The organism is Parafrankia irregularis (genome assembly GCF_001536285.1).
Classification (GTDB): domain Bacteria; phylum Actinomycetota; class Actinomycetes; order Frankiales; family Frankiaceae; genus Parafrankia; species Parafrankia irregularis.
Genome location: NZ_FAOZ01000001.1, coordinates 203,931 through 217,748, shown reverse-complemented (window position 1 = coordinate 217,748; position 13,818 = coordinate 203,931). Strand labels below are relative to the sequence as shown.

Annotated in this window: 10 protein-coding genes; 7 read left to right on the top strand and 3 right to left on the bottom strand. The window is 70.3% G+C overall.

Going from position 1 to position 13,818, the window contains the following annotated elements:
* Nucleotides 1-53: 53 nt before the first annotated feature.
* The 3 genes from AWX74_RS00895 to AWX74_RS00885 all read left to right on the top strand — a co-directional run bounded on the left by AWX74_RS00895 (nt 54) and on the right by AWX74_RS00885 (nt 4,730).
* Entirely contained in the window at nt 54-1,835 is a 1,782-nt protein-coding gene (locus AWX74_RS00895) for an N-acetylglutaminylglutamine amidotransferase (protein WP_091270548.1), read from the top strand.
* Entirely contained in the window at nt 1,836-4,193 is a 2,358-nt protein-coding gene (locus AWX74_RS00890) for a S9 family peptidase (RefSeq protein ID WP_091270546.1), read from the top strand. It begins immediately after the preceding gene.
* A gap of 111 nt (nt 4,194-4,304) precedes the next feature.
* Nucleotides 4,305-4,730: a GNAT family N-acetyltransferase gene (locus AWX74_RS00885; protein WP_050795763.1), complete on the top strand. Its 426-nt coding sequence runs from the start codon at nt 4,305-4,307 to the stop codon at nt 4,728-4,730.
* An 82-nt stretch (nt 4,731-4,812) separates the two neighbouring features.
* Here the strand turns inward: AWX74_RS00885 and AWX74_RS00880 are convergent, their stop codons facing one another.
* Nucleotides 4,813-6,129 (bottom strand): HNH endonuclease signature motif containing protein, encoded by a 1,317-nt coding sequence (locus AWX74_RS00880; protein WP_091270544.1) that lies wholly within the window; start codon nt 6,127-6,129, stop codon nt 4,813-4,815.
* Between the two features lie 292 nt (nt 6,130-6,421).
* Here AWX74_RS00880 and AWX74_RS00875 point away from each other — a divergent pair, with 292 nt between their 5' ends.
* On the top strand, nt 6,422-7,174 hold the full coding sequence (locus AWX74_RS00875; RefSeq protein ID WP_131799377.1) for a DUF5317 family protein: 753 nt from the start codon (nt 6,422-6,424) through the stop codon (nt 7,172-7,174).
* A gap of 400 nt (nt 7,175-7,574) precedes the next feature.
* Here the strand turns inward: AWX74_RS00875 and AWX74_RS00870 are convergent, their stop codons facing one another.
* Nucleotides 7,575-8,810 carry a lipase family protein gene (locus AWX74_RS00870; protein WP_242666010.1) on the bottom strand — a complete coding sequence of 412 codons (1,236 nt, stop codon included), beginning with the start codon at nt 8,808-8,810 and terminating at the stop codon, nt 7,575-7,577.
* A 346-nt stretch (nt 8,811-9,156) separates the two neighbouring features.
* Here AWX74_RS00870 and AWX74_RS00865 point away from each other — a divergent pair, with 346 nt between their 5' ends.
* Both AWX74_RS00865 and AWX74_RS00860 read left to right on the top strand, forming a co-directional pair.
* The gene (locus AWX74_RS00865; RefSeq protein ID WP_226930730.1) at nt 9,157-11,082 is read left to right on the top strand and encodes a sensor histidine kinase; all 1,926 of its coding nucleotides are present in this window, start codon (nt 9,157-9,159) and stop codon (nt 11,080-11,082) included.
* Nucleotides 11,073-11,720, top strand: a complete 648-nt coding sequence (locus tag AWX74_RS00860) for a LuxR C-terminal-related transcriptional regulator (RefSeq protein ID WP_091270536.1) — start codon at nt 11,073-11,075, stop codon at nt 11,718-11,720. The genes AWX74_RS00865 and AWX74_RS00860 overlap by 10 nt, the downstream gene beginning before the upstream one ends.
* Nucleotides 11,721-11,755: 35 nt before the next feature.
* Here AWX74_RS00860 and AWX74_RS00855 read toward each other — a convergent pair whose 3' ends face one another.
* The gene (locus AWX74_RS00855) at nt 11,756-12,535 is read right to left on the bottom strand and encodes a sporulation protein (protein ID WP_054567078.1); all 780 of its coding nucleotides are present in this window, start codon (nt 12,533-12,535) and stop codon (nt 11,756-11,758) included.
* A 333-nt stretch (nt 12,536-12,868) separates the two neighbouring features.
* On the opposite strand from AWX74_RS00855, the gene fdhD reads away from it, so the two are divergent.
* A complete protein-coding gene (gene fdhD / locus AWX74_RS00850; RefSeq protein WP_091270533.1) occupies nt 12,869-13,729 on the top strand; it encodes a formate dehydrogenase accessory sulfurtransferase FdhD in 861 nt (286 codons plus the stop codon).
* The last annotated feature ends 89 nt before the right edge of the window (nt 13,730-13,818 follow it).

Here is a 13,818-nt window from a genome sequence, read left to right as displayed (position 1 = left end):
GCCGAGGGGGAGCAGAACGACCGTCTGACCGACCGATCGACGGGAGCTGGAACATGTGCGGGCTGAGCGGTGAGCTGAGATTCGACGGCCGCGGGGCGGACGTCGCCGCGGTGGGGCGGATGACCGCCGCGATGGTCGCGCGCGGCCCGGACGGGGTCGGCACCTGGTCGGCGGGCCCGGTGGCCTTCGGTCACCGCCGCCTGAAGATCATCGATCTTTCCGAGCGGGGCGCCCAGCCCATGGTCGACACCGCGCTCGGGCTCACGGCGGTGTTCAACGGCTGCATCTACAACTACCAGAAGCTGCGCGACCGGCTGGTCGACGCCGGGTACGGCTTCTTCTCCACCTCCGACACGGAGGTGATCCTCAAGGCCTACCACCACTGGGGCGCCCGCTGCGTCGACCACTTCGCCGGCATGTTCGCCTTCGCTGTCTACGAGCGCGACACCGGCCGGCTGGTCCTCGCCCGCGATCGGCTCGGGATCAAACCGCTCTACGTGACGCGGGACGCGCGCCGGCTGCGGTTCGCCTCCAGCCTGCCGGCCCTGCTCGCCGGCGGAGAGGTGTCCTCCGACATCGACCTGGTCGCCTTCCACCACTACCTGTCGTTCCACGCCGTGGTGCCGCCGCCGCACACCATCCTCACCGACGTCCGCAAGCTCCCGCAGGCCACCATCCGGATCGTCGAGGCGGACGGCACCACCCGCGACGAGGTGTACTGGCGCCCCGACTTCACCCGCCGCCCGGAGCACGCCGCCTGGACGGCGCGGGACTGGCAGGACGCGATCGGTGAACGGCTGCGCATCGCCGTGCGCCGGCGCATGGTCGCGGATGTGCCGGTAGGCGTGCTGCTCTCCGGCGGGCTCGACTCCAGCCTCATCGTCGCTCTGCTCGCCGAGGCCGGACAGCGTGACCTGGCCACGTTCAGCGTCGGTTTCGAGGACGTCGGTGGCGAGTCCGGGGACGAGTTCCACTACTCGGACATCATCGCCCGCCGCTTCGGCACCGACCATCACCAGATCCGGGTGCCCGGCAGCGGGCTGCTGCCCGCGATCGACGCGGCCGTCGCCGCCATGAGCGAGCCGATGGTCAGCCACGACTGCGTCGCGTTCTACCTGCTCTCCCAGGAGGTGGCCCGGCACGTCAAGGTCGTGCAGTCCGGGCAGGGCGCGGACGAGGTGTTCGCCGGCTACGCCTGGTACCCGCCACTGGCCGCGGTACCGCGTGCCGACGCCGTGGACGCCTACCTGAGGGTTTTCGCCGACCGCCCACATGCCGATCTGCCGGAGATGGTCGAGGCGCACCATCTCATCGAGGCCGACGCGAGCCGCCACCTCGTCGCCGAACGTTTCGCCGAGCCGGGTGCGGAGACGTCCGTCGATGCCGCGCTGCGCCTCGACTCCACGGTGATGCTGGTCGACGACCCGGTGAAGCGGGTCGACAACATGACCATGGCCGCCGGTCTGGAGGCGCGCACCCCGTTCCTCGACCACGAGCTGGTGGAGCTGGCCGCGGCCTGCCCGCCCGAGCTGAAGCTCGCCTCCGGGGGCAAGGGCGTGCTCAAGGACCTCAGCCGACCGTTGATGCCGGTGGACGTCATCGACCGTCCGAAGGGATACTTCCCGGTCCCGGCCATCCGCCATCTCGACGGCCCGTTCCTGGAGCGGGTGGCCGACGCGCTGACGGACCCGGCCGCACGGGCCCGTGGGCTGTTCCGTAAGGACTGGATCGAGACGATGCTCGCCGAGCCGAACTCGAACCGCACAACGTTGGGAGCCAACGCGCTCTGGCAGGCCGCCCTGCTGGAGATGTGGTTGCAGACACAGGGGGTGTGAATGCTCCGTCCGGTCGAGTCGGTCTCCGGCGGCGTTCCGCATCAGCCCGCCGCACCGCGGTCGGAGCAGGACGCAGTGGACGTCGCGCAGCACGCGGCGGAGGTCACTCAGCTCGCGGTTGGCGCTGGGCGACAAACGGCGGGCCCCGGGCAGGCCACGGCAGGCGCCGGGACCGACCTTCCCTGGCAGCGACCCGGCTGCGGCCCACGTGACCTGGTCGACGAGTGGGCCGCGCCGCCGAGCGTTCGCGGGGCGTCGCCCGGCCCGGACGGTGCCCTTGCCTTCGTCGGCGACCGCACCGGGACTCCCGCACTGTGGATCCGCGAGAGGGACGGCACCGAACGGGCCGTCGACACCGGCCCCGGCCAGGTGCGGTCCGTGCTGTGGTCTCCTGACGGCACGTGGATCGCCCTGGTCGTAGCGCCAGGCGGCGGGGAACGCACCGAGGTCCATGTGGTTCGACCCGACGGCACAGGCCTGTGCCACCTGGCCGGCGGGCATGCGGCGGGCACCGCGGAACCGTCGGCGGCGACCGCGGTCCGGTGGGTTGCGGGCGGCCGGCTTCTGCTGATCACCGAATCCGTCCGATCCGGCCTCACCCATGCTCTCGCCGTCGATCTGTCGGGCCATCGTCGTCACCTCGCGGTCGGACTGGCCCTGCAGGTCTGCGCCGTGCACGAGGAAGCGCACGGTCCGGGCGACGCTGACGGCCGGTTGTCGTTGCTGCTGCGCGAGGGCCCCCGTGGGGCTCGGCGGATCCTGCTGAGCAGGGTTGCGGTCCCCGACTTCGCGGCCGCTGCCCCAGCAGTGGCCGCGACCGTACCGGCGTCCGAGCAACCGGGGCCAGCTACCGAGGTGCTGCTGCCCGCCACCGAGGTGCTGCTGCCCGCCACCGAGGTGCTGCTGCCCGCCACCGAGGTGCTGCTGCCCTCGGCCGCGGTGGCGGCCCGCTTCGTGGTTCCCGGTGGCACCGCCACCACCGTCGCCGGCACGTTCACCGCCGACGGTTCCAGCGTGCTGCTCGCCAGTGACCTGGGGCGGGAGCGGGCGGGCCTGCTGGAGGTCATCCCGCGCCCCGACGGCACCCCTGGCTCGGTGCGGCTGCTGATCGGGCGCGACGACGCCGACCTGGAACGCTTCATCCTGGTCGACCCGACCACGGCCGTGCTGAGCTGGAACGTCGGCGGACGCAGCGAGCTGGCGCTGTTCGACGTCGCGAACGACGTGACCCGAACCCTGCCGCCGCCTCCGAGAGAGGTGGTCACCCGCCTTCTGAGCAGCCCCGATGGATCCACCCTGATCCTGGGACTCGCGGGGTCCACCACCCCCGGTGAGGTGTGGACGCTGGATCTGGCGCAGGCGGGAGTAGCGGAGCAGGGCCAAGGCCTGGCTCCGGGTGATGCAGACGCGGCCGAGGGGCCCGCCTACCGATGTCTGGTCTCCCACACACCGACGGCCTACCCCACGGTTGAGCTCGCGTCGGTTGAGCACGCCTCCGTCGACGGTGCGCTGGACCCGTCGGCGTGGGCGGCCGAGGCCGTCGGCTACCGGCTGGTCCGCCCGGTCTCCCACCGCTTCGGTGCCCACGACGGGCTGGAACTGAGCGGCTGGTGGTACCGCCCGCAGGTCGGCCCGGGCCCGGTGCCGACGCTGCTGTACTTCCACGGTGGCCCGGAGGCGCAGGAACGCCCTGTGCTGAACCCGCTGTTCCACGCCTTGCTCGCACGGGGCATCGCCGTCTTCGCACCGAACGTGCGGGGCTCGACCGGGTTCGGCCGGTCCTTCGAGGAGGCCGACCACCTGGAGCGGCGGTTCGCCGGAATCGCCGACGTCGCCAGCGCCGTCACCTATCTGGTGGACGAGGGCCTGGCTGCCCCGGGCCGGATCGGGGTGGCGGGCCGCTCCTACGGCGGCTACCTGACGCTGGCCGCGCTCGTCGGGTTTCCCGAGCTGTTCGCCGTGGGTGTCGACGTGTGCGGCATGGTGGACCTGGAGACCTTCTATCAGCACACCGAGCCGTGGATCGCCGCACCCGCCGTCACCAAGTACGGCGACCCGGTCGCCGATCGTGATCTCCTGCGGGCTCTCTCGCCATTGCACCGGATGGACGCACTCGTGGCTCCGCTCATGGTCGTGCACGGCGACCACGACACCAACGTTCCAGTGTTCGAGGCCGAGCAGACGGTCGCCGCCGCGCGGGCCCGCGGGGTGCCGTGTGAGTACCTGCTCTTTTCGGGAGAGGGGCACGAGGTCTCCGAGCGGGGTAACAAGCTCGCCTTCGTTCGCGCCGTGGTCGAGTTCGTCGCGGCCCACCTGGTGACCGCGGATGTGCCGGAGACCCTCGGCGAGGCGGTCTGAGGCGCGCGGTCGCGGCCACCCGGGCCTCCATCGGGGGTGTGTCCGGGCTTCTCTCGTCTCGTGGGGGAGCCCGTCCACACATCGCGCGATGGAGCTGTAACAATGAGTAATGTGAAGATAGAGGAGCTGGAGGCCGAACGTACCTGGCTCGCGTTCGATCCCATGAGGCAGCTGCGGCCTCACCTGACTTCGGCCGGTTTCGTCCGGCTGGTGAACGAGGAACAGCGGCCGCAGGGGTACCGGCTGGTGGGCTCGTGGGACGGTGAGTCGGGCCGCGTCGTCGCGGCCGCCGGGTTCCGGGAGAGCAGTTCCCTGGCCTATGGCAGGCATCTGCTCGTGGATGACCTGACGACGATGCCGAACATGCGTGGGCGCGGTCATGCCACCCGGCTGCTCGCCTGGGTCGAACGTGAGGCGCGCCGCCTGGGCTGCGCGCAGATCCACCTCGACGCCGGCACCCACCGCCATGACGCGCATCGGCTCTTCCTCCGTACCGGCTTCACGATCCCGTCCTTCCACTTCGCCCGCCGTCTTTGAGCGGTGTGAGGCGGGATGGGATCCTTCGAGATCGCTGTGCTCTGCCCTGCTCGTCGGCCGAGCCCTCTCATGGGGGATGCGGTCACCCCGGTCGGTCGTTTTCACCCGACATGCCCTGGTCGAGGGTGATGTTCTCCCCGTCGAGATACGAATGCGGTCGGACCTCGTACCGGCGGCCGGTCGGACTCGTCCACCGGAACACCCCCGGCCGGGGCTGGGTCACCCGCCACCGGCCGTGATGACGCACCCGATGATGCCGCCGGCACAAAGGCCCCAGATTCTCCACCAGCGTCTTCCCACCCCCGGCGTACGGCTTTGTGTGGTCCAGATCGCAACGCCACGCCCGACGGGAACACCGCGGGAACATGCAACACGGATTCCGCGCCCGCACATGCCGCACCTGCGCCGGACTCGGATACCGCCGCTCCCCCAACTCCACCAGATGACCCTGCGGGTCGGTCAACATCCGCCGCCACGTCGACGTCGGCCGCAACGCGATCTCCCGCGCGATGGTTGCCGGGATCGGCCCGTATCCAGCGAGTTCGCCAGGCTCACCGTCCAACCCGAGTAACACCCCGACCGGAACAATCACCTGCACATCCGCACCCGCCGGGCCGGGCTGCCCACACCGGCCCAGGATCAGATCGACCAGAACATCCGCACGAACCTCATCCCGACTCCGACCATCCCCCTCGCCCCTGCCCGCGACCGCCGCGTCGGTGACCCGCTCGATCCGCCCCTGACACGCCAACGCCGCCTCCGCGGGCAGCAACGCCCCCAACACCGCCACCCCGTCGCTCTCTGGCTCCACCCACACCCGCCGCCCCCGACGACGCACCTCGGACCGCTCCGCCGCACCCTCCGGATCGACCTTGATCACCCCACGGCGGCACGCCGCCGTGAACCCGGCCCGATGCGCCCGCGGCCCCTTCCCCAACACCAGGTCAGCCGCCCGGCCCGCAAGCCCCGCGTCCAACGGGGCGGTCGCATGCTCCAACGATTTCAACCGCGGCAGGTCCAACACCCCCGCAGCCAACGCCTCCACCCCCGCCGGTAGACGCCGGACCACCTGGTCGGCGAAATCCAGATGCCACTCCGCGGACCCCGTCGAGATCCGCATCACCGCCGCCACATCCCCCGCGACCATCGACGCGAACAGCCCCACCGAGTCATAGCCCTCCGGCGGACAGGCAGCGGCAAGCTCCGCCTGGACCCGGATCGCCGCCGCCTGCGCCGCGGCGATCCCCACGACCGCCATCCGTAGCCGTTCCAGCCGATCGTTCAACCAGCCCTCGAACACCCGATGCGCAACCGGCACCCCCTCCTGCTCGCCGTTCGGAGCCGGCGCGGCGGACGGGCCGGCAGCGTTGATGATGGTCGAGGGCGTGCGGGGAGTCATGGCACCACACCTCCGGTCCGGAAACACACCACACGATCGAACGGACGTTCGATCGCAACGGCGATGCTAAACCGGAAAACGACCAGCAAGGCCGGGTCAGGGAACGGAGGACACAACGAGTTCACTCACCACCCAGACCGCCTTGACAGACAGGCGCCCCAGCCGTCACCGTCGCATTCCCGGATCGATCAGTAGGGGGTCTGCACCATCCGCATGTGGTCTGTAGGCGAATGCCGAACATGAGGGAGTCTCGGGGCTGTCGGGTCCGGTCCTGCTCGGAGGTGGGTTTTTGTTGCGTGGGCTTCTGGCGCTGGCAATCGCCCCGGCGTTCGGGGTAGTGGTCGGTTATATTCTCGGCGGTCGGCTGTCCGGGTTTCGGTTCTTGCGGCTCACCGCGCTCTGGATGGTGTGGCTGGCGACATTCGTGCAGGTCTTGCAGTACCACGTGAGCGGGGTGCGGGCCGCCGTGGAGGAGCGCCTTGGCGTGCCCATGCTGGCGGTTGTGTTCGGGCTCGTTCTGCTCTGGTTGGCTGCGAACCTGCGTGGATGGCAAGCGGAGGTGCGTATCGCGGGGCTTGTCGTCGCCCTCGGTGCAGGCCTGAACGGGCTTGTCATCGCGCTCAACGGTCGAATGCCGTACAGCTCGGCGGCTGCGGCATCAGCAGGTCTTCCTACCGCTCTCACGACTCCGAAGAACGAGCCTGTCGATCCGGCCACCCGGCTGGCATTCCTGGGGGATTTTATTCCCTTTTCACCGTTGCGCAGCGTGCTGAGCCCGGGTGACCTTCTCATCGGGGTAGGGGTTACTGCCGTGGTGGTGTTCGTTATGCGCGGCTCGCGTCATGCTGCGTCGGACTGCGCGAGGCCCGGTGTTCCGGACCGTGCGGGGGAGGAGTCGCGTGAGGCGGCGAATCGACCGGCGCGGCCTGTGGTCAGCAGTCCTGATGCCCGGTCTCGCTGGCACTCCCTGTCAGTGCGGCGGGCGCTCCGCTACGGGAGGGAAGCCGGCCGTTCGTCCGAGAGCGGCCAGGCATCGGTGCCATGACCAGGGTGACCTGGTCCGGTGGGTGCCGTTTTCTCTGGACGGAGGAACAAGAACATGTCCGCTGTTAGCATCAACGGCATGAGGCCAGGGGTGAGGCTGCGCATCATGCTGACACTTATTTCGTTGGCGCTGCTGGCCTATACCGTCGGTGCGCCGTACGATCACGGGGGTTGACAGGTCGACATGAAACCCAGAATCGGCATTCGTCTTGTAATGTTACTGATCTCGCTGGCGCTGCTGATGTACACCGTCGGCGCACCCTACAATCACGGCGGATGACGAGCGCCGAGGCGGCTCGCTGGGCGCCGTTGCCACGGATATCGCGCGCCCCGCGATGTCCATTGCGCCGCCTGCGTCCGACATCCAAGGCCTGGCGCCCGGGTCCGGTAGCCGAGGGGCGTCAACAGGTGGATGTCGCGGGCCGCCCGGCGAAGCGGTCGGCGAGGAAGGCGGTCGCATCCTCGAGGCGGTACGAGGCGGCCTCGTGGTCGTCGCCCGCGTACTCACGCCAGGTCACCTCTGCTCCATCCGCGCAGTAGGCGCGAGCCAGGTCGCGGGCCTGCCCGAGATCGACGACAGTGTCCTGCCCGCCATGGAAGAGCAGTATGGGCGCGGCCGGTGCCGAGCCGCCCAGCGAGTTCTCGGAAAGTCGCTGCTGCCACCGGGGGTCGTGCAGTAGATCGGAGGTGAGAGCTTCGGCCAGCTTCTTCCCGGCGAACTTCGGGATCAGCTCCTTTGAGCAGGACTTCTTCAGCTGGTCCAGCTCATCTCGGATCGTGGCGGTGACGTGATCGGCGAGGTGTAGCTCCGGGTAGGCGGCGTCGAGGCCGATGCCCGACATGATGTTCGCTCCGGACCACTCGGCGCCATCGACCCCCTCGCTGACCTTGCTGAGGTCAGCTGGGACGCCACCGGCCGCCACTGCGACAGTGTGCAACTCGGGGGCGTAGACCGGTGAGAGCTCCCCGGCCCAGGCGGCAGCGCCGCCGCCCTGGGAGTAGCCCCAGAACGCGACCGGGCCGTCCGAGGGCGGTCCGGCGTCGGGTAGGCGGCGTGCCGCGCGGACCGCGTCGATGACCGCGTGCCCTTCGGAACGTCCGACGCTGTAGGTGTGGGTGCCAGGGGTTCCGAGGCCCTCGTAGTCGGTGGCCGCGACAGCCCAGCCTTGGCGGGCCGCGGCGACGAAGTAGTCGAGCCAGTCGTCGGTACCGGCAGCGATGCCCTTCGATGGTGCGCAGGTGTCACCGAGGCCGTGGGTGCCGGTGGCGAATCCGACCAGCGGCGCGTTCGCGCGTGCCGGCCCGGTGGGCAGCAGGACCGAGCCCGAGACGGCGTCCGGTCGGCCCGCGGCGTCCGTGGACAGGTACAGAACCTGGTGGAGGTCGACGCCGAGCCCGGCGAGCGGGCCGGTCGGAGCGATCTGCCGCGACCACAGGATGTCACCGGGGCGACCTGTGGGGAGCGGTCCCGGCCAGGTGTAGAAAGCGTCGCCTGCTGGTGCCGCGATGGGGCCGCGGTACGACGGCGGCGACGCTGACGCCGCCGTACGCGGGGAGTCGCCGGTCACGGCAGATGTCCGACCGGTCGTGCCGTCCGCGCAGCCGGTGGCCACCAGGAGGGCGAGGAGGCCTGCCACCAGTCTCCCGAGCCCAGCCCCGAATCGGCCTGCACCGGTTCGGTCTGTGGTGCCGGTTCGGTCTGTGGTGCCGGTTCGGCCCGTAGCGCGAGTCCGGCCTGCAGCGTCAGTTCGGCCTTCGGTACCAGAGCAGCCGCCGGCCCGTTCCCGGCTACGCCAGGCTCCGTTCATCCCGCACCCCACTCATTCCGTCGGACGTGGCGGTCATGGTAGGAGCAGAGCCGTCCGGTAAACCTCACGGATTTCAGTGAAGCGCCCTCATGGAAAACCATGAATCCGTCTCCGCCTGGAGCGGCGCAGGGAATTGGCGGCCGTGCCGGCGGTGGCCGCTGCTAAGGTTCGGGGCATGGTGTCCGCACGCGGGACAGCACACTCCGCCCGGCTCCTTGCTCTGCATACCGGGCTACTCGGTTCGCTGCTGGCGATGGATTTCTGGGTGGCGGTGGGTTACGGAACGACAGGGCTTCCCGATGCCGCCTCGGAGATCGGCGTGGGTGTGTGGTTCGCCGGAGCTGGTCTCGTGATCTGGCGGATCCGTCCCCGTAGCGGCCACGGGGCCTGGACACTCGGCCTGGGCTACCTCGTCCTGGTGGGAAATCCGCACGACTTCGCGCCGTCGGCGGAGCTTCCTGGCTACGCCTTTTTCACGGTTGTCGGCGCCGGGCTCACGATGTTCCAGTACGCGGTGTCCGCGCACATACTGCTCGGCTATCCCACGGGCCGGGTCCATGGCCGGGCCGCACGCGGCGTTGTCGCCGGCGCGTTCGCGCTCGCGGCCGTCGGTGGGCCGCTGCTGCTCGTCACCCGCACCGTGGATCACACGACCTGTGTCTTCTGGTGCTATGACAGTCCGATCCAGCTCGTCGCGGATCGTGGACTCTATCTCGCGCTCAGACGGTGCTCGCTGGTCGCCTGGGTCGTGCTGGCCACCGCGGTGCTGGCCCTGCTCGCCCTGAGGGTCGCCCGGTCCACGGCCCGGGAACGGCGGATCCTCGGGTTCGCCCTCGGAGCCTTTGCCGGCACTGTCGCGATGTTCGCCGGATTCGAGGTCGCCACGGTCGTCGCCGGTACCGGTTCCGTCCCGGAAACGATCTTCTACTACGGCCACACCTGGGCGGCCGCCGCCGCGCTGGTCGTGCCCTTCTTCGCCGGCCTGCTCAGCGAGCGTCTCGCGTTCGCCGCCGTCGGTGATCTGGTCCGTCGGCTGGAACGGGTGCCGGCCCACCAGATCGAGGCCGAGCTCGGACGGACGCTGCGCGACCGCACTCTGCGGTTGGCCTTTCCCGTCGAGGCCTTCCCTGCGGCTGCCTTCTCCACCCACCGCCTCCCCGTCGATGTCCTGACCACCGATGTCCTGACCACCGATGTCCTGACCGCCGATGTTCTGACCACCGGTGCCCCGGACACCGAGGCCCTGACCACGGGTGCCCTTCCTACCGATGAGGGAGAGGAAGGGCTCGTCGACGTGGCAGGTGAGCGGTACACCGTACCCACGGACGGGTCGCGGGCGGTCACCGTGATGGGTTCCCCGCCGATTGCGGTGATGATCCATGACCCCGCCCTCGTGGAGCACCGGGAGCTCCTGCATGCCGCCGGAGCCGCCGCACGGTTGGCGTTGGAGAACGCCCGCCTGCACGCACGCATCCAGCACCAGCTCGTCGAGGTGAAGGCCTCCCGGCAGCGCATCGCCGCGGCCGCGGACACCGAGCGTCGGCGGCTGGAACGCGACCTGCACGACGGCGCCCAGCAACGCCTGCTCGGTATCGGCTTCACCCTGGCGGTGTTACGCGGCCAGGTCGGCTCGCCCGCCGGGCGCCAGCTCCTCGACGAGCTCGACAACGAGCTGCGCCTCGCTGTGCGGGAGCTGCGTGACCTCGGCCAGGGCATCCGTCCGGCGGTGCTCACCGACGCCGGGCTGGCGGTGGCGCTGGCCGCGCTCGCGCGACGCGCGCCGGTGCGTGCCACTGCCGACGTCCAGGTTCCCGAACGCCTCGATCCGATGATCGAGGCGACCGCCTACTACCTCGTCAGCGAGGCGCTGCAGAACGTCGCCAAACACGCCCCCGGCGCCCAGGCGCGGATTCGCGCCGAGCGGGTAGCGGACCGGCTGGTCGTGGAGGTGGGCGACGACGGCCCGGGGGGTGCCACCCCTCGGTCTGGAGGCGGGCTGCGCGGACTGGCCGATCGGGTCGACACGGTCGGCGGTCATCTGATCGTCATCTCGCCGCCGGGTGAGGGTACCTGCCTGCGAGCGGAGCTGCCGTGCGGGTGACTGTTGTCGACGACTCCGTCATCGTCCGGGAAGGCCTGCGGCGCCTGCTCGAACTGCAGGGCCATGTGGTCACCGCGACGCTCGCGCACCCGGCCGAGCTCGACCAGGCTGTCAGCACGGGGGTACCGGACGCCGTCATTCTGGACATCCGCCTGCCGCCGACCTACACCGACGAAGGGGTCGTCCTCGCCGTCGCGCTGCGCGCTCGCCGCCCCGATCTCGCGATCCTGCTGCTGTCCCAGTTCGCCGTGCCCGAGTACGCCACCCGGCTGCTGGCCGCAGGCGCCCGTGGGACCGGCTACCTGCTCAAGGAACGGGTCCTGCATCCCGACCACCTCAGCCGGACGCTGCGCCGGCTGGCCGCCGGCGGCACGGTGATCGACCCGGACGTCGTGGGTGAGCTCGTCGGCTCGGTGCACCGGGTCGATCCGCTGGACAGCCTCAGCGCACGCGAACGCGAGATCCTCGGGCTGCTCGCGGAAGGCCTGTCCGACCGGGGTATCGCCGAGCGGCTGGTCATCTCATCGAACACGGTGAGCACGCATGTGCGCACCGTGTTCCAGAAGCTGGATCTGCCGGCGGGACCAGCGGACAACCGGCGGGTCCTGGCGGTCCTCGCCTATCTCCAGCTGCGCTGAGTCCGCCAGCCGCTCGTCCAGATTCAGCCGCGGCTCTAGAACCAGCCGCGGCGGGCGCCGAGGGCCTGCAGCTGCTGGTGCAGCGCGCCGGCCATGGCATGGCGGTCGGTGTCGTGGTGGCCGACCCGGAAGCGGCTGAGCTGGTCGCCGCCGGAGTGCAGCAGCCCACCGCGGCGGTCGGCCTCCAGCACGACGTCCATGCCCGCGCCGTCGACGAGGAAGGTGACCTCCAGCTCCTTGATCCGGTTGGCGTACTCCCCGGACGGCTTCAGCTCGATCTCCTGGTAGAAGGGCAGGTCCGAGCCGTGCACGTGGCCCTTCTCGACGTCGGCGGAGTGGAAGTGGAAGCCGAGGTCGCCGAGCGCGGCGAGCACCGTCTCCTGCACCGGCAGCGGATGCACGGCCACCGGGTCGAGGTCACCGGGGTCGAGTGCGCCGGGGATCGACAGCGTGGTGCGCACGCCGATCTTCATGCCGTGCAGATGCCAGCCGGCGACGTCGGTGATGGGTGTCTGCCAGGGCACCGGCAGCTCGAAGCGGCCGGACTGCTTCTCGCCGGGCCGGATCACGAACCCGCCGCCGATCTGCTGGGTGCCGAAGGTGACCTGCTCGTGCCAGGTGGAGTCCTCGGTCTCGACCTCGACGGTCGCCTCCAGCGCGACGAGCACCCGTTCGATCTCCTGGTCGACCGAGCCACCGGTGATCGTGGTCAGCCCGGTCACCACCGCACCGGGCAGTGCGTCCGGACGATCCAGCACTGTCTCCACCTCGGCGGCGCCGACACCGAGCCGCGACATGAACCGCTTCATTCCCATGGCTGTTCCGTCCCCTTGTCCCTGGATGGGTTGTCACTGGATGTGTTCTCGGGTGGAACGCAGGCGGGTGCGTCCCGTGCCATCACATAGCTGTAGCAGGTACGGGGCGTCTACTCGTGCCACGTCATGGACCAGACACCCCGGACTGGCCGGGAATCCATACACCTGACGAGAAATCATCTCGACACGGTGAGACACGGTGCGACGGGGTGCGACACGTCGTGTGCCGAATCGTCCGTGGGCGTCGGGATGTGGGTGCGTGGAGTCAGTGAACTACGCCGCCGATGGCTCGACATGGTGGATTTCTCGACCCACCTAGAGGACGGTGAGCCTATGGGGCGAGCAACAACGCGACGTCGGGTCATGCGGGTGACTCTGGGGACGGAGCCGACGTCGCGACCCGACACCATCGTCGGGGAGGAACCGCTGGAGATCCGGGTGGGCGGGCACCCGCTGGCCGTCACGATGCGGACGCCCGGCGACGACATGGATCTCGCGATGGGCTTCCTGCTCGGTGAGGGCCTGATCGCGACCGCCGCCGACATCGCGGGCATGCGCTACTGCGCCGGCAGCGAGGGTTCCGTCGACGACGAGGGGCGCCTGACCTACAACGTGCTGGATGTGACACTCGCGCCGGGCGTGCCCGAGCCCGATGTGGACCTGCGGCGCAACTTCTACACGACCAGTTCGTGCGGGGTGTGCGGGCGGGCGAGCATCGACGCGGTCCGCCTGCGCGGGCGCTACGAGATCGGCGACGACCCGGTGCGGATCACCGCGGAGGTCCTGGTCGACCTGCCGGGACGTCTGCGCCGTGCGCAGCGCCTGTTCGCCGCGACGGGCGGGCTGCACGCCGCGGCCCTGGCGGACGTCGACGGTGAGGTCCTGGTGGTGCGTGAGGATGTCGGGAGGCACAACGCGGTCGACAAGGTTGTCGGCTGGGCGGCCCGGGCAGGCCGGGTGCCGCTGCGGGGCCATGTGCTGCTGGTGAGCGGCCGGGCGTCCTTCGAACTGGTGCAGAAGGCGCTGCTCGCCGGCATCCCGGTGCTGGCGGCCGTGTCGGCGCCGTCCGCGCTCGCGGTGGACCTGGCGGAGGAGTGCGGGATGACTCTCGCCGGCTTCGTCCGCGGATCGTCGATGAACCTGTACACGGGCGCGCACCGGGTGATCCTGCCCGCGGTCGCCGCCGCCCGCTAGCCAGCCGGCCCGTCCGGTGGTCCGGCAGCCAGAAAACCGTCGTGCGATGGGATTATGGGCGGGCGATGACAGGCTGGCCGGCGGTGGCC

Excerpts from the sequence above, each read along its gene's own strand:
- AWX74_RS00895 (WP_091270548.1), top strand. The coding sequence starts at position 54 with ATGTGCGGGCTGAGCGGTGAGCTGAGATTCGACGGCCGCGGGGCGGAC.
- AWX74_RS00890 (WP_091270546.1), top strand. The coding sequence starts at position 1,836 with ATGCTCCGTCCGGTCGAGTCGGTCTCCGGCGGCGTTCCGCATCAGCCC.
- AWX74_RS00880 (WP_091270544.1), bottom strand. The coding sequence starts at position 6,129 with ATGACTCCCCGCACGCCCTCGACCATCATCAACGCTGCCGGCCCGTCC.
- AWX74_RS00865 (WP_226930730.1), top strand. The coding sequence starts at position 9,157 with ATGGTGTCCGCACGCGGGACAGCACACTCCGCCCGGCTCCTTGCTCTG.
- AWX74_RS00855 (WP_054567078.1), bottom strand. The coding sequence starts at position 12,535 with ATGGGAATGAAGCGGTTCATGTCGCGGCTCGGTGTCGGCGCCGCCGAG.
- fdhD (WP_091270533.1), top strand. The coding sequence starts at position 12,869 with ATGGGGCGAGCAACAACGCGACGTCGGGTCATGCGGGTGACTCTGGGG.